This window comes from Skermanella sp. TT6 (assembly GCF_016653635.2).
Lineage (GTDB): Bacteria > Pseudomonadota > Alphaproteobacteria > Azospirillales > Azospirillaceae > Skermanella > Skermanella cutis.
The window spans coordinates 186,569-204,802 of sequence record NZ_CP067421.1; the positions used below are offsets into that span (position 1 = coordinate 186,569).

Sequence of the window (18,234 nt, forward strand, 5' to 3'; positions counted from 1 at the left end):
GATGGCTATTCAGGACGTGGGCATCACACGCCGCGGCTTTATCGCCGGATCAGGGCTGGTTATTGCCATTGCCATGGTACCCAAGCTGCTCAAAGCCGCTCAGACCGGGGTTTCGGCCGGCGGCGGCCCGGAACTCGTGCCCATGAATACCTTCGTGAAGATCGGAACCGACGATACCGTCACCATCTTGTCGAAGCATCTTGAGATGGGCCAGGGCCCGTTCACGGGGCTCGCGACGCTCGTGGCAGAAGAGATGGATGCCGACTGGAGTCAGATGCGGGCGGTCCACTCTCCCGCCGACAACGATCTCTATGCTAACTTAGCATACGGCATACAAGGCACCGGGGGATCCACCTCGATCGCCAATTCCTTTGATCAGATCCGTTTGGCTGGCGCCACCGCACGCGCGATGTTGATTGCGGCGGCGGCCGAGGAATGGCAGGTGTCGGCCTCGGAGATCACAGTCAAAAAGGGTCGCATGCGACACCCCGCGATCGGTAAGGAAAGCGGATTTGGTGCCTTTGCCGAAAAGGCCGCACGGCAGCAACCGCCCGCCGAGCCGAGGCTCAAGGCCCCCGAGGATTTTGTCCTGATCGGAACCGATCTGCCGAAGCTCGATACCCAGAGCAAGATCGATGGAACGGCTATCTTTGCGCTGGATGTGACGCCGGACAACGTGATGTTAGCAGTGGTTGCTCATCCCGAGCACTTCGGGGCGACCGTCAAGAGCTTCGACGACAGAGAGACCCGCAAGGTGCAAGGCGTCGTCGATGTCAAACAGGTGCCTTCCGGCATTGCCGTCTATGCCAACAATACCTTCGCGGCGCTGAAGGGCCGCGATGCGCTACGTATCGAATGGGACCTTTCCAAAGCCGAGACGCGATCCTCAGAGGAGCTTGCGACCGAATATGTGAGGCGTTCCAGTGAAACAGGTATCGTGGCGACCGACAACGGCAATGTCGATGAAGCATTCCGCGCGCCCGGCGTACAGACCATCGAAGCGGAGATTATCTTTCCCTTCCTCGCCCATGCGCCGATGGAGCCGCTGGATGCGGTGTTCGTAAAGGCGTCGGACGGTTCGCTCGACATTTATACGGGTTCCCAATTCCCAGCAATGGACCAGCAGGTCGCGGCAGGGATCCTGGGGATGCAGCAATCGCAGGTACGCCTCAACACCCAGATGACCGGCGGCAGCTTCGGGCGCAAGGCTCAGTTCGGCTCCCCATACATGCAGGAAGCCGCCGCCGTTTATGCGGCAAGTGGTGGTTCCCGTCCGCTGAAACACATGTGGACACGGGAGGATGATATTCGCGGCGGTTTCTACCGCCCGATGTACGCTCACAAGATGCGCGGGGCGATCAACCAGGAGGGAAAGATCACCGCCTGGGAGCAGATCATCGTCGGCCAATCAATCATGGGCAAGGTCGATCTCGATGATACCTCGGTGGAGGGCGCGTCAAACCTGCCATATGCCATTCCGAACCTGAAGGTGACGTTGCACAACATCGAACTTGTCGTCCCGCCTCTTTGGTGGCGGTCCGTTGGCCATACTCACACGGGCTTTGCCGTCGAAACCTTTGTCGACGAGCTTTTAGAAAAGATTGGCCGGGATCCGGTGGAAGGTCGCCTGGCGCTTCTTGCGGAGAAACCGAGACACGCGGGGGTGTTGCGAAAGGCCGCAGAAGTCGCCGACTGGGGTAGTGCCGTGCCGGAAGGAAGAGCGCGCGGTGTCGCGGTGGTGGAAAGCTTCCACAGCTATGTCGCGCAAGTTGTTGAAGTTTCCGTCGATCCAGAGGGCATACCGCGCGTCCATAAGGTGTGGTGCGCCGTAGACTGCGGCCTGGCGATCAATCCGAACGTCATAAAGGCCCAGATGGAGGGCGGCATTGGTTACGGCCTCGGAGCCGTACTCTTTGATGCGGTGACGTTGGGAACGGGCGGCAAGATCGTCCAGTCGAACTTCCACGACTACCGGTCGATCCGCATCAATGAGATGCCGGAGGTTGCCGTGGAGATCATTAAGTCGTCCGAGCGTCCGACCGGGGTTGGCGAGCCGGGTGTCCCTCCTATCGGTCCAGCGGTGGCCAATGCTTGGCGGAGCCTGACCGGAACACCCGTTCGACAGCTTCCGATCGTCAACATTGCCTCGGCCTGAGGACAACCTGATGAACTCGAAAATCTGGCTACTCGCCTTCCTAACCTGTCTTCTCGTAGTCGCTGGCATGTCCCTGGTCCCATGGTCGCATGCCCAGGAGGAACAATCGCTCAGACCTGCTGCCTCTTTCAAGTCAATAGACAACGAGGAGGAACGTTCCTTGGCGCTCTTCCAGGAGGCCGGCAAGGTCATCCAGCACCCGCGTTGCGTCAATTGTCATCCTGCCACGGACCGGCCGCTACAAGGTGCCAACATGCAACCCCACCAGCCGCCTGTCTTCCGCGGTGATGGGGGCATGGGCCTTCCGGGCATGCAATGCACAACGTGCCACAGCGCGGTAAATATATCCGTCGTGGGCCAGGCCGAGACGATCAAAAGCATCCCGGGCCATCCCGTCTGGCATCTTGCCCCGATCGAAATGGCTTGGGAAGGCAAGAGCCTTGGCCAAATCTGTCAGCAGATGAAGGACCCCGACAGCAACGGCAACATGACGATGGACGAACTCGTCGAACACATGGCACATGACGAACTTGTGGGCTGGGGGTGGAATCCTGGCGCCGGACGCGGGCCGGTACCTGGCACACAGGAAGAATTTGGAAAGCTTATCAAATCCTGGGTAGAAACGGGAGCAGTATGCCCGCCCTAGCTAAGGTGGTCGGCGCTCGCCACGGAGATGAGCATAGGGACTTCCGCAAATTATCATAATGACGTAATGCTCGAACAAGGTGTAGAGAATTGTTGAGGACAGATAGTATGCTTATCCACCTTGTCTCGTCGCGTTGACAGGTGCCTCAACTATTTAAGCCCGCTCAAGACGGCAGTGCTGACATCAAGGGGCTGCCGTGGATGGCCGCATAAGATCGAGTACTTCGGCAATCGTCGGTGCCGGATCAGACGAACGACATTTGAGAAAATGTCTGCCTCACATTTTGACCAATGAGGGCCCGGAGCGGTGATAGCACCAGCCGATCCCTCCACTTTATCTAAATCGGCGGTGGAGAGACCTACAATGCCGTGCGCTAAATCCGAAGCACCCATGCCGATGCTGTCACATAACCGGGCGACATCAGGCTCCAAAGCGATCCAGATTTAACGCAATCCGCTGTAGCCACTCCGACAACTGCCGAAGCCACCAACGGATACAGCTTTAGGGTACTTTATCACGCACTACTGTAACATTTTCGACCGAAGGCCGTGTAAAACTTCTGTGTACTTCAAATATAAAGAAGGTAGAAGGTGATGATGCAGAGAAAGATCATTGATCCAGGTATCTACGTGGCAGGTGCGGGAGCAATTGGGCTTACTCTCACAGCCCGGCTGATGATTGGCGGGTTTAGGGTCAGGCTAGTTGCTCGAGAAGAAAGCGTTCGATTCATCCGCCAGAATGGACTTCAGCTCATCGACCTCGAAGGGCACCATCATCTCCACCCGGAGGTAGATCTGGCATCCGGCTTCTCCGCTGCTGATATCCTCTTCCTTTGTTCAAAATCGCAGGACCTGCCGCAGCTTTCGCTGTCGGTTCGGCATTTGATCACTTCTGACACACTCGTCGTTCCCGTGATCAACGGACTGCCCTGGTGGTATTTTGACGGGGAGAACGGTGTTTGGAATGGCAACCAAATACGTTCTGTTGATCCCGACAACATCCTAAAGACAACGATTCCTTCGCGACAAATTATCGGCACAACAACCGTGATGACTGTTGAGAGGGTGGATCGAGGCACCGCGAAGACTTTTAACCCTCTCCAGATGACCTTGGGCGAACTTAATGATCGTCCTTCACCCAGACTGGGTGAACTTGTCGCCATACTCGAGAATGCCGGCATCGCGGTGCACGTAGCACCTCGCATTAGGGATGCCGTGTGGACCAAGATTGTAAGAAACCTGATCTCGAACCCTTTAACGGCTATTACGGGAGCAACCTTGCGGGAGAATTTTTGTAATCCATTCCTTGCAGATGTGAGTCGACAAATGCTCGTGGAGATCCTTCCACTGATCGAGGCCTACGGCGCGAGGTTGGATGTCAGTCCGGAGTCCATACTCGAGTTAGGTAAGACGATGGGCAACGTCAAAACGTCGATGCTGCAAGATCTTGAGCAGGGCCATCAGCTCGAACTCGCTGCCATCTGCGATGCAGTAATTGAGCTGGCGCGTGCACGAAGTATTGCCATGCCCGTGACTGAGGCGATTGGCAAGATTGCACATTTTAAAAGCGCTCGACAGCATGTTTCCGACATTCACAACCCCAAGCTGACGGAGCCAAGATCAATAGACTGTTTGGGCACTGTCAACTTGATCGGCGTCTGACCGCGGTGGGGCGGTATGATGGCCTGGGCGCGGCCCAGGCCCGTGATTAGGCGGCCAGCCAAGCGCCGGCGATCTCGACTCAGGTCACGAGGGCCTGGGAACGGGCGGCGCGGTGTTCGATGGCGGTGAGTTGGTTGCGGGGAAAGTGGAAGAGGTTGGCGATGGGGTCGTGGATCGCGACGAAGCGCTGAACGTGGCGGGTCGACTTGAACCGCTTCATCTGGTGTTCTCGTCGGCGGGTTGGCTGGTGTGAGTTTTCCGCCCGGTTGTTGAGCCCTTTAGGGACTATCAGGAATTTCGTGCTTGGCGGGGTTATCCTGAAACAGAAGGAGACCCTGAATGGCCCGACGCAAAGATCCTGTTATTCCCGACGCGATCCTTGACCAACTGCTGGCTGGAGCCGATGCGAAGACGGCGTTCGACCAGAACGGCTTGCTCGACCAGCTGAAGAAGGCGCTGACGGAGCGAGCGCTGAAGGCGGAGCTGGATCATCATCTGGCTGGAGACGAGAGCGGCAACCGTCGCAACGGCTACGGCCACAAGACGGTGCTGACCGAGGGTGGCTCGATGGGCCTGTCCATTCCCCGCGACCGGACGGGGACGTTCGATCCGGCGCTGATCGGCAAATACCAGCGGCGCTTCCCCGGCTTCGACGAGAAGATCATCTCCCTTTCGCCGTTGCCAAGGCAACGGCTGCCGGGCAAGGGATGTACGCACGCGGCATGTCAACCCGGGAGATCACGGGACATCTGCGGGAGCTCTATGGCATCGAGGTGTCGGCCGACCTGATCTCCACGGTGACGGACGCCGTGATCGAGGAGGTGACGGCCTGGCAGAACCGGCCGCTGGAGGCGATCTACCCCCTAGTGTTCCTGGATGCCATCCGGGTCAAGATCCGCGACGAAGGTCTGGTCCGAAACAAGGCCATCCATGTCGCCATCGGCGTTCGGGCCGACGGCGCCAAGGAGGTGCTGGGCCTGTGGATCGAACAGAACGAGGGCGCCAAGTTCTGGCTGCGCGTCCTGAACGAGTTGAAGAACCGGGGTGTGGAGGACATCCTGCTGGCCGTTGTCGATGGGCTGAAAGGCTTTCCCGAGGTGATCGCGGCTGCCTATCCGGAGACGATTGTTCAGACTTGCGTCGTTCATCTGCTTCGCCACAGCATGGAGTTCGCGTCCTGGAAGGACCGCAAGGCCATCGCCGCCGCCCTGAAGACGGTCTAAATGCCATTGAAGCGTTAAACTCAAAGCTGCGCCAGGCGGTACGGGCCAGGGGGCATTTCCCCAATGATGAGGCCGCGCTGAAGCTCCTGTTTCTCGTCTTGAACCGCGCGGAGAAAGACTGGAAGATGCCGCCCCGAGAATGGACGGCCGCCAAAGCTCAGATGGCCGTCATCTTCGGCGACCGGTTCGCAAAGGCGATGACCGCCTGATACTGAACATGCCCCGCCAAGCACGGAATTCCCGACAGTCTCGCCCTTTTATGCTGGCGATGCTCGACGCCGGGCATGATCTCCTTCTTCGCCGCCGCGTAAGATTTCAGCTTGTCCGTCACCACGACGCATGGCGCCCGGCCCTGCTTCTTCAGGAGCTTGCGCAGCAGGCGCTTGGCCGCCTTCTTGTCGCGTCGGCTCTGGACCAAGGCCTCGAGCACGAAGCCGTCCCGGTCGACTGCCCGCCACAAGTAGTGCTTCTTGCCCGCGATGGTGACGACCATCTCGTCGAGGTGCCATTTGTCGCCGCCCCGTGGCCGGTGCCGGCGGATCCCGTTGACGATCTCGCGGCCAAACCTCAAGCCCCATTTGCGCACGGTCTCGTGGCTGACCTCGATCCCGCGCACCGCCAGCACTTCTTCCACCATCCGAAGGCTCAGCGGAAAGCGGAAATAGAGGTAGACCGCGTAGCTGATCACCTCGGCGGGGTATCGGTAGCCGGCGTAGCAAGGAGCGTCGCCATCCCCGTCCCATACCTGCAAGCCACTCGCCTCCGCAAGCCCCGGCGCTCAAGTTGACGATACCCCTTAGATAAGTGACTTTACCCCAGGTCTACAACCCTGCGCATTTCTCAAACGGGCACTTAAAATTCAAGCCCAGACATGTCATTCCTGAGAAGAATAAGAACATACTCTGATTGCATGAGACAAGGCTGCCGATACAAGTAAAGTTCCTGAAGGTGTATCTGGGATACTCAGCAAGAAACGAGCGACTGAAGCCGATCGTTTTGCTGCTTTATGCTTGCATCTCCTCCGCCTTTATCAACAAAAGGAACACATGATGAACCGTCTTCCGCCTGCGATCGTGAATGACTGGAGCCAAACGAAAAAGCGCCTCCTTGTAGCCGTCGGCAAAACGAATATCGGTGATCCCGCAGCGACCAAGCAACTTCAAGAGAGGATTTCTGAACTTTATGAGAGATTCGACCGTGGGCTTGGTCCGAAACTGAAGACCGCCACTCAGGAAAAAGACAAAGAAAAAGCGAGGAAAGCGCTTTGGGAGATTATCAAAATAACCACTGAGTATTATAAAGAAACTGAAAGGTCCACTCGGAGCTGGGAGTTTGGTGGAAATCTTATCAAACAAGCACTCGAAAAGCAGTTGAGAAACATCAAAGAAGCTGCATATTCGACCGTGCGAGCCCTTTGAACGGGCATCGTCAAGTTGTTGGGCGGGAGCCGAGAGCTGGGCGAGCTTGACGGCACATAAGAGCGTCTAACAAAACCTTGATGAGAGGCTGACGCCGCCTATCTGACAGGCATGGCGAAACCCCTTGTCAGCGACGAGATGTGGGCGGTCGTGGCGCCGCTGTTGCCGTCCCGTCCGCCGCGTCTGAAAGGCGGTCGGCCGCCGGTCGATGACCGGGCGGCGCTGACCGGCATCCTGTTCGTGTTGCGAAGCGGCATTCCGTGGGAAATGCTGCCGCAGGAGATGGGCTGCGGCTCGGGCATGACCTGTTGGCGGCGACTGCGCGACTGGCAGGCCGCAGGGGTTTGGGAGAGGTTGCACCACGTTCTTCTGGACCGGCTGGGCAAGGCCAACGCGATCGATTGGAGCCGGGCGGCGCTGGACAGCGCGAGCGTCCCGGCAAAAAGGGGGGCCAGGAGACCGGCCCGAACCCGACCGACCGCGGCAAGCCGGGCTCCAAGCGCCACGTCGTCATCGACGCCAACGGCATCCCGCTGGCCGTGACCCTGTCGGCCGCCAACGTCCACGACAGCCGGATGCTGGAGGCCACCGTCGATGCCATCCCGCCCATCCGCCAGTGCGCCGGCCGGCCCCGCCGCCGTCCCGCCAAGCTGCATGCGGACAAGGGCTATGATTTCCGGCGCTGCCGGCGTGCCTTGCGCCGGCGCGCCATCATTCCTCGGATCGCGCGGCGCGGCATCGACAGCACCGAGCGCCTGGGCCGGCACCGCTGGAAGGTCGAACGCACCTTAGCATGGTTCGCCCGATTCCGGCGGATCTCCGTGCGCTACGAACGCCGGATCGATATCTTTGCCGCCTTCAATCACCTCGCCGCAGCCCTCATCACCTTCCGCTTCGTCGAACGATGGTTATGTTAGGCACTCTTAGCCCCGCGCGTTCATCCGCTGCGGGGCTTTTTTCTGAAAGATACTTCTCGATCATCCAACCCCGTACACTACAGTTGCGTCCGTAGGCGCCTCTACCACAACCGTCCATTTTCTTGCCGACAATCCCTATCCATACGATACTACCCAGGTTATAGAAACCTGATGGATCTACTGGCTAGCATCTTCGGCTTGGGATCAAAGCCCGGAACTTGCTCAAACCTCAGGTCAGACAGCGACACGGAGACAAACCATGCGCTCGCATCACCTGCTCCTCCTGACCACCATCGCCCTAGCTTTCGGCTCGGCTCCCGGCACGGCTCTTGCCGTCCCGACCTATAGCGTCACAGACCTCGGTGACCTCGGCGGAACCTTCAGCCTCGGCTTTGATGTCAACGACGTCGGCCAAGTCACCGGAGCCAGTCTCATTCCGGATGATGTCGGTCAGCATGCGTTCCTGTGGGACTCGGTGAGCGGAATACAGGACCTCGGCACGCTCGGCGGACGCTTCAGCCAGGGCATCGGTATCAACGGCAGAGGCCAGATAACGGGGAACAGCTTATTACCCGGCCCCGAGATCACGGGCAGGGTCCATGCCTTTCTATGGGAACCCGCCACCGGCATGCGGGACCTCGGCACCATCAGCGGGGGTGACGGCTTCAGTCAAGGCACGGATATCAACGACAAAGGCCAAGTGACCGGAAGCAGCAACATCGGCGACCCAAACACCCCAAGCCATGCTTTTGTGTGGGACCCTGCAACCGGCATGCAGGATCTCGGCACTCTCGACGGAGACAAGGTCAGCATCGGCTTGGGCATCAACGTCAGCGGCCAAGTGACGGGTAACAGCGGCACATTCGACGACACGTCAGGCAGCTACGATGCGTTCCTGTGGGATCCGGCTGCGTATTCCGGCGAAAGCGCCCTGGCGTTTCGGTTCAAACCGCCCACCGTTTCGGTGATTTCGCCCACCCGCCCCATGGGACGGGTGGGTGGGCGGCATCGTGATCCATCGTTTTCATCTTATGCTGGTATCGTCGCTCGTGCCAGGGGTCACGATGGCGTTGCAGATCTGGCTGTTTTCTGGTCTGCCGCCCGTACCCGGCGCATGGACTCGCCCGTGAGCTCGATGCGCAATGCCCGGTGAACGACGCGGTCGAGGATCGCGTCGGCGTAAGTGGCATCGCCGATCGACCGGTGCCAGTTCGCCACGGGGATCTGGGTTGCCAGCACCGTGGCGGCACGGTCATGCCGGTCGTCGATCACTTCCATCAGGTCGAGCCGCTGAGCCGCAGTGAGCTCGGTCATGGCCCAGTCGTCGATGATCAGCACCTCCAGGCGGGCCAGGCGGCGCAGGACGCGGGCGAGCGAGCCGTCGAGCCGGGCGGTCGCCAGATCGTCGAGCAGGCGCGTCAGCCGGGTGTAGAAGACGCCGTAGCCTTCCCGGGCCGCCTGGTTGCCCAGCGCACAGGCCAGGAACGTCTTGCCGATGCCGGTCGGGCCGGTCACCAGCAGCGGCTGGTGCTCGCGAACCCAGCGACAACTCGCCAGATCGCGGATCAGCGTGCGATCGAGGCCGCGCGGCGTGCGCCAGTCGAGATCCTCCAGGCAGGCGGTCTGGCGCAGCCGGGCCCGCTTCAGCCGGCTGGCCAGGGCGGTGTTGGCGCGCTCCGCCGTCTCGCGCTCGACCAGCAGGGCAAGCTGGTCGTCGAAGCTGAGCTGGTTGCGCTCGGGCTGGCGCTCGAGGTCTTCCAGGCCGCGCGCCATGCCGTACAGCCGCAGCCGGCGCAGAGCCTCGTGGGTCGGATGCTTCATGCTCTCGGGTCTCCTTGTTCAGTTCCGGTAGTAAGAGGGGCCGCGCAGGTTGGCGTGCTCGCCCAAGCCGTCGGATGAGGCTGGCGGCGGACCGCCGCTGGTGAGCCAGCGCTGGACGTAGCGCCAGGATCGGACATTGGCTTCCAGGGCGGCCTGACAGGCTTGTTCCAGCCGGTCGGCGCCGTGGGCGCCGCCGAGCCGGAGCAGGCCGAGACCGGCACGCACCGCCTGCTCGCGATGTTCCGCCGCCGCCAGGATGCGCTCGAACAGCAGGGTCGCCGCCGAGCCGACCGCGGCGAACTCGGCCTGAAGGTGTTCCGGCGTGTAGCGGGCCACCGCGCGGTGGGAGGCCGGCTGGTGAGCTTCCAGCGTCGTCCGGCTGCCGGCCGAAGCCCGGGGATGGCAGGCGACGCGCCGCCCGCGCAGGAAGATGCTGATCAGGGCGGCGGTCGCGTGGACATCGACCGTCTTGCCGATCGCGGTGTAGGGCACCGAGTAGGCGGCGCCGTCGATCACGACATGGTAATCGGGCGCCAGCTTGTAGCGGCTCCAGGTTCCCGGAACGAAGCGGTCCGCCGGCAGCGGCCGCAGATGGGCACGCTCCCGCTCGGCCAGGATCCGCGCCCGGCAGCTGTCCTTGTCGCCGCTCAGCGGTGCTGCGTTCAGCATGGCCAGGTGCTCCCGGATCGCGGCGTTGGCGGCGTCGAGGCTGACGAAGACGGTGTCGCGGATCGGCGCCAGCACGCGCCGTTCGACCTGCAGCACCGCATTCTCGACCGCTGCCTTGTCCCTCGGCTGACGCACCCGCGTCGGGACGACGGCGATCCGGTAGTGCTGGGCAAGGTCGTGGTAGCCGGGGTTGAGGGTGGGATCGTAGAACGAGGCGTGGCTGACGCCGACCTTGAGGTTGTCGGGCACCAGGCGGGCCGGAGCACCGCCCAGGTGCTCCAGCAGCCGGACGTGGGAGGCCAGCCAGTCCTCCGACCGCTGCGTCCAGGTCGCTTCGGCGTAGATGTAGCCGGAGTACGGCAGGCAGGCGACGAAGATCTGCGCCGGGCGGGCATCGGCGCCGACCCCGATCATCAGGGTCATGCCGGCGTAATCGACTTCCAGCGCGTCGCCCGGCAGATGGTCGCGCCGCATCCGGGGAACTGCCCGGGCGGCCTGCCAGTCCCGGAAGCGCTGGACGAACTGGGTGTAGCGGTAGCCGTCGGGATGGCAAACCAGATACTCCTGCCAGAGCAGTTGGAGCGTCACGCCCCGCCGGCCCAGGTCCCGCTCCACCGCTGCCCAGTCCGGCAGGGGACGTGGCTGCGCCGGCGGTGGCGGGAACAGACGCCGCTCCAGCTCCTCGTCGCTCCACTCCTTCACGTCGCCAAAGCGCAGGTCCGCGCTCTCGAGGCGGCGCAGGTAATCGCGCACCGTCGTGCGCGGCATCCGGCATGCCGCCGCGATCCGGCGCACGCTCGCCCCGAACTCATCGCGCAGCCGCAAGACTTCCCTGATGCGTCGCATGTCCGATCTCCCTCGCGGCATCCCACCCTCCCTGCCCATTGTCGCAAGGACCCCAGTGTAGATGCCGATACAGGATCAGACGCCGCCCATCTCTACTCCCACGTGTGGGCGAAATCGCCGAAACGGCAGGGCGGTTTGAACCGAAACAGGGGGGCGCTTTCCCCCGAAATCAGAGGGCGGATTCAGCCGAAATATGCAGATCCGGCGACCGGCATGCAGGACCTCGGCACCCGTAGCGGCGAGTTCAGCACCGGCAACGACATCAACGACAGCGGCCAGATAACGGGAACCAATCAAATCAGTAACGCAGACTTCCGTGCATTCCTGTGGGACTCGGTGAACGGCATACAGGATCTCGGCACTCTTGGCGGACGCTTCAGCTTTGGAAACGGCATCAACAACAACGGCCAAGTAGTAGGATCCAGCGAAGACGCAAGCCGTTCCGAATATGCGTTCCTGTGGGACGGTACGGGCATGTTCAACCTGAACGACTTGATTACTCCCGGAACAGGATGGACCATCATAAGTGGAGAGGCGATCAATGACGCCGGGCAGATCACCGGTATCGGCATCAACCCGAACGACCAGTTGCATGCCTTTCTGTTGACGCCTGTCAACATGGTGGCAGTTCCGGAACCGGGAACGCTGGCACTGATCGCCGTCGGGGGCATTGGGCTCGGCTTGGTACGGCATCGCAGGCGCCAATACGATGATCGCATGATCCCAAGGTGATTTCGCCTGTCCAAACCTCTTCCGGCGACCGCTGAGCAGGCGGTGAGTCGTCAATATCGCCCATGGTCAGTATCACACAGATCCATCGCGGCCAGTTCCATGCCTGCCCCCAGCTCTCGGAGCTGCATGGACACATGCAGGAGCAAAGCGGGGTGGCCGCCGGTCTCGGCGATGTCGACCATGGCCAGGATCTCATCGAGTACATAGGGTATGAGACGCATCTGCATCCGTAGACAACAGGCGCGAAGGACCTTGTTCCCCGCGCTTCTGATCACTGGCGTTCCCCGCGCCTTTCGCGATTAGAAACGTCACATTGTTCAGGGTGAACCGCGCCGGGTTTACCGGAGGCCCCATTTCTTGAGAGACTGGGGTCATCATGACGAAACAGGCATCACCCAAGTACGCCCCTGAAGTCCGCGAACGCGCGGTTCGGATGGTGTTCGAGCACGAAGGCGAGCACGCGTCGCAGTGGGCGGCGATCAGCTCGATCGCGACGAAGATCGGCTGCACGGCGGAGACGCTGCGGGGCTGGGTCCGGCAGGCCGAGCGCGACCAAGGCAAGCGGCCTGGTCCGACAACGGACGAGCAGGAGCGGATCAAGGCGCTGGAGCGCGAAATCCGGGAACTGCGCCTGAGCGAACGAGATCCTTCGCAAGGCATCTGCGTATTTCGCCCAGGCGGAGCTCGACCGCCCGCTCCGCAAATGATCGCCTTCATCGACGAGCAGCGCGCCGTCCACGGGGTCGAGCCGATCTGCAAGGTGCTGCCGATCGCCCCGTCGACCTACCGCGCCCATGCTGCCCGGCGGACTGACCCGTCAAAGTCGCCGGCCCGCTGGCGAAGCGATGCCGAGGTAAGCGTGGCTATCCGGCGGATCTGGAATGAGAACTTCCAAGTCTACGGCGTCCGGAAGGTCTGGCGGCAGTTGCGGCGGGAAGGCCTTGACGTGGCGCGTTGCACGGTGGCCCGCCTGATGCGGCGTATGGGTCTGAAGGGGGTGACACGCGGCAAGACGGTACGGACGACGATCAGCGACCGGGCGGCACCGTGCCCCGCCGACCGGGTGAACCGCCAGTTCCGGGGGTTCTGTTGCAGCTTTTCGCGGAGCGGCGGACTGGCTAGAAGGGCGTGCTGTGGGGCGAGGGAAGCGACCAAGGCATGCGGAAGCGGAAGAACCCGTTCAAGGGGCGTCAGTTCACGTCGGAGGTGATCCTGTGGGCAGTGCGCTGGTACCTGCAGTTCCCGATTTCCTACCGCGACCTGGAACTGATGCTGCGGGACCGGGGCGTTTCGGTCGACCACACCACCCTCTACCGCTGGATCCAAGCCTACGCGCCGGAACTGGAGAGGCGGTTGCGGCCGCATCTGCGCCCGACGAACGGCTCGTGGCGGGTCGACGAGACCTACATCAAGGTCAAGGGCCGCTGGGTCTACCTGTACCGGGCGGTCGACAGCCGCGGCCAGACCATCGACTTCCGGCTCAGCGCCCGGCGCGACGCCCAGGCCGCCAAACGGTTCTTCCGGAAGGCCCTGGCCCGGCCGAACACGGCCAACCCGCGGACCATCACGGTCGACAGGAATGCCGCCTATCCCAAGGCCGTGACCGACATGAAGCGGGACAAGCGGCTCTGGCGCTTTTCCAAGCTGCGCCAGGTCAAGTACTTGAATAACATCGTGGAGCAAGATCACCGGCGAGTAAAGCGGCTGGTCCGTCCCGGCCTGGGCTTCAAGAGGTTCCGAACCGCGTGGCGCACCCTGGTTGGCTATGAAACTCTGGCGATGATGAGAAAAGGACAGGTGAAGGGGATCAGCGGGGACGACATCGTTGCCCAAGCCGTCTTCGTGAACGCTCTGTTCGACGTTGCCGCCTGAGGATGATCTATACCTGCGGCAGTTTTGTCTCCATCAAAACTTTGCAACAGAACCCCGAGTACTGCGGCAACTCCCAGAGCCACGAGTACCAGCTCTACCTCGCCATCGAGGACATCGACCATACCCGCACCAAGACCAAAAGCCCGCAGACCAACGGGATCTGCGAGCGCTTCCACCGCACAGTGCTCGACGAGTTCTACCGCGTCGCCTTCCGCAAGAAGATCTACACCTCGATTGAGGCCTTGCAGGCGGACCTGGACATCTGGATCCAGCAGTACAACGAGGTCCGATCGCATCAGGGGCGCTGGTGCTGTGGCAAGACCCCGATGCAGACCTTCCTCGACAGCCTTCCTCTTGCAAAGGAGAAACTTATGGCCGCATGATCCCGATCAGACAGTCCGAACCGATCGGACAAGCCACCCACTGTCAGATCAAGTCTTGGTCATTACACCTGAATTCACCAACGAGATCTGGCACGGCTATCTGCCGGACGCGCGGCCGGGAACCGTCTACGCCTACCGTGTGCACGGCCCTTATGAACCGGCACATGGCCACCGGTTCAATCCCAACAAGCTGCTGCTTGATCCTTATGCGAAAGGTTTCGTCGGCGAGATCCAGTGGAACCCGGCGCATTTCGGCTATGTCCTGAACTCTCCGGACCTGGACCTGTCCTTTGACGAGCGGGACAGCGCCCCTTACATGCCGAAATGCAGGGTGGTGGACCCGGCTTTTACCTGGGGCAAGGAACGCAGGCCGTCCATCCCCTGGGAGCGGACCCTCTTCTATGAAACCCACGTCAAGGGCTTCACCAAGCTGCTGTAAAGGGCGGATGAAGCTTCCCCGGATCGGGCGGGTGAATAATCCCCAGACGGTTTATCAGGTTATAGGTCGGTGTCTGGCTGGGCAGAGGTCATTTTCGGTGGTCGTCCCCGGCGGCGTGGTTGAGGTTGAGGGGCAGTGATGGATCGGGTTCGAGTGTTGTCCGGGATCAGGTCGGCGTGGCGGCGGAGCCGGTAGCTGGCTCCCTCGATCTGAACGACAACGGCATGGTGTAGCAGGCGGTCCAGCAGCGCGGTGGCGACGACGGTGCCGCCGAAGACATCGCCCCATTCGGCAAAGCCGCGGTTCGAGGTCAGGATCATCGCGCCGCGTTCGTAGCGGGCATTTACCAGTTGGAAGAACAGGTTGCCGCCCCCCGGGATGACGGGCAGATAGCCGATCTCATCGACGATCAGCAGCTGGGGCCGGCACAGAAAGCGCAGGCGTTCGCGCAGGGTGCCCTCCCGCTCCGCCTTGGCGAGCGAACTGACGATGTCGGCCAGGGTGGCGAAGTAGACCGAACGACCGGACTTGACCGCCTCGACACCGAGGGCCAGCGCCAGATGGGTTTTGCCGCAGCCGGGTTGACCGAGGAAATGGACCGCCTCGTGGCGATCGACGAAGTCGAGCTGGGCCAGCGCCATGATGCGGTCGCGGTCAAGCGAGGGCTGGAAGGAGAAGTCGAACCCGCCCAGGGTCTTGATGTTGATCAGCCGGCCCATCTTCAGCGCGGACCTGACGCGTCGCCCCTCCCGCAGGGTCAGTTCCTCGCCGAGCAGGGTGTCGATGGCCTCCAGGGCCGAGATCTCGCCGCGTTCGATCCGGCGCAGGATATGCTCCAGCACTTCGAGCGCGCGCGGCATGTTGAGACCGACCAGGTGAGCGCGGATGCGGTCGAGCGTGGCGGGGCTGGCCGCCGGATCGAGGGTGGTTGCGGTCATGGGGCACCCTGCTGGCTGGCGAGACGGCGGCCGATCGCGTCGTAGATGGCCAGCGAACGGGGTGTCACCGTGCTGCCCCGAGGAGGCTCGGGCCTGGTCTCCTCCCGGGCCGTCCTGCTGTTGGCCGGCGGCGGCTGGGTACGGTGGCCGGGAGCGATCCGGCGCTGGCCGCGGCCTTCCTGTGCCGGATGGGAGGCGATGAGCATGCCGTCCTCCAGGATGTTGACCGCGCCGGCGGTAATCTGCACCTCGACGGTCCGCCGGCGGGTGCTGTCGGGCACGGAGTAGAGATTGCCGGCAACGGAGACCATGCCGTCGCGGGTGATGCGGCGCTCGAGTGCCAGCACGGTGTTGAAGGGACCGGCCGGGAGGGCCTTGAGGTGATCGCGCTCCTCGGCGAAATGCTCGACGACGACACGCTGGGTGGTGGCGTGCAGGCGAACGTTGGCGACCTGGTCCAGCCACTGGACGAACTGGGCATTCAAGTCGTCCAGATTGCGGAAGGTGCGGGCGAGGAAGAAGTCCTCCCGGACATAGCGGAAGGGCCGCTCCACCTTGCCCTTGGTCTGCGCCCGGTAGGGCCTGCAGGCCTTCGGCAGGAAACCGTAGCAGGCGGCCAGATCGAGGAGCTTGGCATTGTAGGCGATCCCCTTGGCCGGCTGGTCGGGGTCCTCGACGTCACCGAGCACGGCGGTCTTCATGCGGTCATACAGGATCTGCTCGGGCACGCCGCCGAACGCCTCGAAGGCGGCGATGTGGCACCGGAGCACGGTCGGCAGATCCTGGCGGGCGACGAAGCGGGCCCACATCATGCGGCTGTGGCCGAGCACGATCGAGAACAGCCAGACGATCCGCTCGACGTCGGGCTGGTCGGTGAACACGGTCTTGAAGAAGGCGAAATCGACCTGGGCCTGCTTGCCGGGCGGTGTCTCGAACCGGCGCTCGAACTGTGTCTCGGGCCTGGGCCGGACGGTGCGCAGGAAATCCTTCAGCACGGTATAGCCGCCCTGGTAGCCGAGCGCGCGGATATCCCGGAGCAGACGTCGGCCGCTGAGTTCCGGGAAGGCCTGGAGGCGCTCCCGCAGGTAGGGTTCAAAGGGGCCGACAAGGGTCTGCCGCGGGGGCCGCGGCGTGTAGGCGGGCGGCTCCAGCCCATTGGCGATGTACTTGCGGATGGTCTTGCGATCCAGGCCGGTCCGGCGCGCGATTGCCGACACGCTCAACCCCTGGCGGGCGAGATCGAGAATCATGACGAGTTCCCCAAGTGTGACCACCCACGCCCTCCCTCAATCGACTGAGGGGATTATGGGCCAAGGGCGGCTACACGGTTCCGAGGCGCCTGCTCCGGAGCCGTGCCGTTGCGTCAGCCTGGGGAAAGTTCATCCGCCCGATCTGAGGAGTATTCACCCGGCACTTACAGCTGCATCCCGCGGTGCCGCCGAACCTGCGTGGCACCTACGCCGGCTTGGCCGTCAAGGAGGTGGTGGACTATATCAAGAGCTTGGGCGTGACCTCCGTGGAGCTGCTGCCCGTGCATGCCTTCGTTCAGGACCAGCACCTCATCGACAAAGGGCTGGCGAACTATTGGGGCTACAACAGCATCGGCTTCTTCGCCCCGGAACTTCGCTACTCGGCAACCGGCAGGCTGACCGAGTTCAAGGAGATGGTCGCCCACCTCCACGACGCCGGTCTGGAGGTGATCCTGGACGTGGTCTACAACCACACCGCCGAAGGCAACGAGCGCGGCCCGACGCTGAGCTTCAAGGGCATCGACAACGCCAGCTACTACCGGCTCATTCCCGATCAGCAGCGTTACTACATCAACGAAACCGGGACCGGGAACACGCTCAACCTCAGCCACCCGCGCGTGCTTCAGATGGTGACCGACAGCCTGCGCTACTGGGTCACCGAGATGCATGTCGACGGCTTCCGCTTCGACCTCGCCACCATCCTCGGCCGGGAGCCGTATGGCTTCGACGAGGGCGGCGGGTTCCTCGACAGCTGTCTCCAGGATCCGGTGCTGTCCAGCGTCAAGCTGATCGCCGAGCCCTGGGACTGCGGTCCCGGCGGCTATCAGGTCGGCGGCTTTCCGCCGGGCTGGGCCGAGTGGAACGACAAGTTCCGCGACACCGTGCGCGCCTATTGGAAAGGTGACCACGGCAAGCTGCCGGACCTGGCGGCGCGCCTGACTGCTTCCGGCGAAGTGTTCAACCGGCGCGGCCGCAAGCCGTGGGCCAGCGTGAACTTCATCACCGCGCATGACGGTTTTACCCTGAACGACCTCGTCTCCTATAACGACAAGCACAACGAGGCCAATGGCGAGGGCAACAACGACGGCCACTCGAACAACCTGTCCTGGAACCACGGCGCGGAAGGTCCGACCAACGATCCTGGGATCCTGGACCTGCGTTTCCGCCAGAAGTGCAACCTGCTGGCCACGCTGCTGCTGTCCCAGGGCACGCCGATGCTGCTGGCAGGCGACGATCGGCATCGGCCTGCGAAGCCGACGCCGCT

General features: G+C 62.3%; 13 protein-coding genes, 7 pseudogenes and 1 other annotated feature. Of the genes and pseudogenes, 13 read left to right on the forward strand and 7 right to left on the reverse strand.

Features of this window, described 5'->3' with window-relative positions:
* Position 1 precedes the first annotated feature (1 nt).
* The 3 genes from IGS68_RS28680 (at position 2) to IGS68_RS28690 (ending at position 4,462) form a co-directional block, all read left to right on the forward strand.
* Positions 2-2,155: a xanthine dehydrogenase family protein molybdopterin-binding subunit gene (locus tag IGS68_RS28680; protein ID WP_201082538.1), complete on the forward strand. Its 2,154-nt coding sequence runs from the start codon at positions 2-4 to the stop codon at positions 2,153-2,155.
* A 10-nt stretch (positions 2,156-2,165) separates the two neighbouring features.
* The gene (locus IGS68_RS28685) at positions 2,166-2,801 is read left to right on the forward strand and encodes a hypothetical protein (protein ID WP_201082539.1); all 636 of its coding nucleotides are present in this window, start codon (positions 2,166-2,168) and stop codon (positions 2,799-2,801) included.
* Between the two features lie 593 nt (positions 2,802-3,394).
* Complete coding sequence (locus IGS68_RS28690) at positions 3,395-4,462, forward strand: ketopantoate reductase family protein (protein WP_201082540.1); 1,068 nt, start codon at positions 3,395-3,397, stop codon at positions 4,460-4,462.
* A gap of 79 nt (positions 4,463-4,541) precedes the next feature.
* Here the strand turns inward: IGS68_RS28690 and IGS68_RS28695 are convergent.
* Positions 4,542-4,742, reverse strand: a pseudogene (locus tag IGS68_RS28695) (DDE-type integrase/transposase/recombinase); the annotation flags it as partial.
* Between the two features lie 59 nt (positions 4,743-4,801).
* On the opposite strand from IGS68_RS28695, the pseudogene IGS68_RS28700 reads away from it, so the two are divergent.
* A pseudogene (locus tag IGS68_RS28700) lies at positions 4,802-5,894 on the forward strand (IS256 family transposase).
* Positions 5,895-5,941: 47 nt separating this feature from the next.
* On the opposite strand, the pseudogene IGS68_RS28705 reads toward IGS68_RS28700, so the two are convergent.
* Positions 5,942-6,436, reverse strand: a pseudogene (locus tag IGS68_RS28705) (IS6 family transposase); the annotation flags it as partial.
* 295 nt (positions 6,437-6,731) lie between these two features.
* Here IGS68_RS28705 and IGS68_RS28710 point away from each other — a divergent pair.
* The 3 genes from IGS68_RS28710 to IGS68_RS28720 all read left to right on the forward strand — a co-directional run bounded on the left by IGS68_RS28710 (position 6,732) and on the right by IGS68_RS28720 (position 9,173).
* On the forward strand, positions 6,732-7,103 hold the full coding sequence (locus IGS68_RS28710; RefSeq protein ID WP_201082541.1) for a hypothetical protein: 372 nt from the start codon (positions 6,732-6,734) through the stop codon (positions 7,101-7,103).
* Positions 7,104-7,214: 111 nt separating this feature from the next.
* Positions 7,215-8,020 (forward strand): IS5 family transposase gene (locus IGS68_RS28715; protein ID WP_201082542.1). Its coding sequence is split into 2 segments (ribosomal slippage): positions 7,215-7,542 and positions 7,542-8,020, totalling 807 coding nucleotides; the frame shifts between segments, so codons are not numbered across the junction.
* 259 nt (positions 8,021-8,279) lie between these two features.
* The gene (locus tag IGS68_RS28720) at positions 8,280-9,173 is read left to right on the forward strand and encodes a hypothetical protein (protein ID WP_201082544.1); all 894 of its coding nucleotides are present in this window, start codon (positions 8,280-8,282) and stop codon (positions 9,171-9,173) included.
* Here IGS68_RS28720 and istB (IGS68_RS28725) read toward each other — a convergent pair.
* Both istB (IGS68_RS28725) and istA (IGS68_RS28730) read right to left on the reverse strand, forming a co-directional pair.
* Entirely contained in the window at positions 9,080-9,841 is a 762-nt protein-coding gene (istB, locus tag IGS68_RS28725; protein WP_201072657.1) for an IS21-like element helper ATPase IstB, read from the reverse strand. The genes IGS68_RS28720 and istB (IGS68_RS28725) overlap by 94 nt on opposite strands.
* 18 nt (positions 9,842-9,859) lie before the next feature.
* Positions 9,860-11,377 (reverse strand): IS21 family transposase, encoded by a 1,518-nt coding sequence (gene istA, locus IGS68_RS28730; protein WP_201072655.1) that lies wholly within the window; start codon positions 11,375-11,377, stop codon positions 9,860-9,862.
* A gap of 192 nt (positions 11,378-11,569) precedes the next feature.
* Here istA (IGS68_RS28730) and IGS68_RS28735 point away from each other — a divergent pair, with 192 nt between their 5' ends.
* Complete coding sequence (locus IGS68_RS28735) at positions 11,570-12,088, forward strand: PEP-CTERM sorting domain-containing protein (RefSeq protein ID WP_201082820.1); 519 nt, start codon at positions 11,570-11,572, stop codon at positions 12,086-12,088.
* Positions 12,089-12,138: 50 nt separating this feature from the next.
* Here IGS68_RS28735 and IGS68_RS36075 read toward each other — a convergent pair whose 3' ends face one another.
* Entirely contained in the window at positions 12,139-12,270 is a 132-nt protein-coding gene (locus tag IGS68_RS36075) for a hypothetical protein (protein ID WP_256445793.1), read from the reverse strand.
* Positions 12,271-12,464: 194 nt separating this feature from the next.
* Here IGS68_RS36075 and IGS68_RS28740 point away from each other — a divergent pair.
* From IGS68_RS28740 to IGS68_RS28755, 4 genes and pseudogenes are all read left to right on the forward strand, one after another.
* A pseudogene (locus tag IGS68_RS28740) lies at positions 12,465-13,169 on the forward strand (IS3 family transposase); the annotation flags it as partial.
* Positions 12,750-12,866: a sequence feature (AL1L pseudoknot), on the forward strand. Its footprint overlaps the pseudogene before it by 117 nt.
* A 77-nt stretch (positions 13,170-13,246) precedes the next feature.
* Positions 13,247-13,960 carry an IS6 family transposase gene (locus tag IGS68_RS28745; RefSeq protein WP_201082546.1) on the forward strand — a complete coding sequence of 238 codons (714 nt, stop codon included), beginning with the start codon at positions 13,247-13,249 and terminating at the stop codon, positions 13,958-13,960.
* 56 nt (positions 13,961-14,016) lie between these two features.
* Positions 14,017-14,343: pseudogene (locus IGS68_RS28750) on the forward strand (integrase core domain-containing protein); the annotation flags it as partial.
* Between the two features lie 67 nt (positions 14,344-14,410).
* Positions 14,411-14,776 (forward strand): annotated as a pseudogene (locus tag IGS68_RS28755) (glycogen debranching protein GlgX); the annotation flags it as partial.
* Positions 14,777-14,841: 65 nt separating this feature from the next.
* On the opposite strand, the gene istB (IGS68_RS28760) reads toward IGS68_RS28755, so the two are convergent.
* Together istB (IGS68_RS28760) and istA (IGS68_RS28765) are read right to left on the reverse strand one after the other, a co-directional pair.
* Positions 14,842-15,720 carry an IS21-like element helper ATPase IstB gene (istB, locus tag IGS68_RS28760; RefSeq protein WP_201076558.1) on the reverse strand — a complete coding sequence of 293 codons (879 nt, stop codon included), beginning with the start codon at positions 15,718-15,720 and terminating at the stop codon, positions 14,842-14,844.
* Positions 15,717-16,994 carry an IS21 family transposase gene (gene istA / locus IGS68_RS28765; RefSeq protein ID WP_201076556.1) on the reverse strand — a complete coding sequence of 426 codons (1,278 nt, stop codon included), beginning with the start codon at positions 16,992-16,994 and terminating at the stop codon, positions 15,717-15,719. The genes istB (IGS68_RS28760) and istA (IGS68_RS28765) overlap by 4 nt, the downstream gene beginning before the upstream one ends.
* A 143-nt stretch (positions 16,995-17,137) precedes the next feature.
* On the opposite strand from istA (IGS68_RS28765), the pseudogene glgX reads away from it, so the two are divergent.
* Positions 17,138-18,205: pseudogene (glgX, locus tag IGS68_RS28770) on the forward strand (glycogen debranching protein GlgX); the annotation flags it as partial.
* Between the last annotated feature and the right edge of the window lie 29 nt (positions 18,206-18,234).

Excerpts from the sequence above, each read along its gene's own strand:
- IGS68_RS28680 (WP_201082538.1), top strand. The coding sequence starts at position 2 with ATGGCTATTCAGGACGTGGGCATCACACGCCGCGGCTTTATCGCCGGA.
- IGS68_RS28685 (WP_201082539.1), top strand. The coding sequence starts at position 2,166 with ATGAACTCGAAAATCTGGCTACTCGCCTTCCTAACCTGTCTTCTCGTA.
- IGS68_RS28690 (WP_201082540.1), top strand. The coding sequence starts at position 3,395 with ATGATGCAGAGAAAGATCATTGATCCAGGTATCTACGTGGCAGGTGCG.
- IGS68_RS28710 (WP_201082541.1), top strand. The coding sequence starts at position 6,732 with ATGATGAACCGTCTTCCGCCTGCGATCGTGAATGACTGGAGCCAAACG.
- IGS68_RS28720 (WP_201082544.1), top strand. The coding sequence starts at position 8,280 with ATGCGCTCGCATCACCTGCTCCTCCTGACCACCATCGCCCTAGCTTTC.
- istB (WP_201072657.1), bottom strand. The coding sequence starts at position 9,841 with ATGAAGCATCCGACCCACGAGGCTCTGCGCCGGCTGCGGCTGTACGGC.
- istA (WP_201072655.1), bottom strand. The coding sequence starts at position 11,377 with ATGCCGCGAGGGAGATCGGACATGCGACGCATCAGGGAAGTCTTGCGG.
- IGS68_RS28735 (WP_201082820.1), top strand. The coding sequence starts at position 11,570 with ATGCAGGACCTCGGCACCCGTAGCGGCGAGTTCAGCACCGGCAACGAC.
- IGS68_RS36075 (WP_256445793.1), bottom strand. The coding sequence starts at position 12,270 with ATGGTCGACATCGCCGAGACCGGCGGCCACCCCGCTTTGCTCCTGCAT.
- IGS68_RS28745 (WP_201082546.1), top strand. The coding sequence starts at position 13,247 with ATGCGGAAGCGGAAGAACCCGTTCAAGGGGCGTCAGTTCACGTCGGAG.
- istB (WP_201076558.1), bottom strand. The coding sequence starts at position 15,720 with ATGACCGCAACCACCCTCGATCCGGCGGCCAGCCCCGCCACGCTCGAC.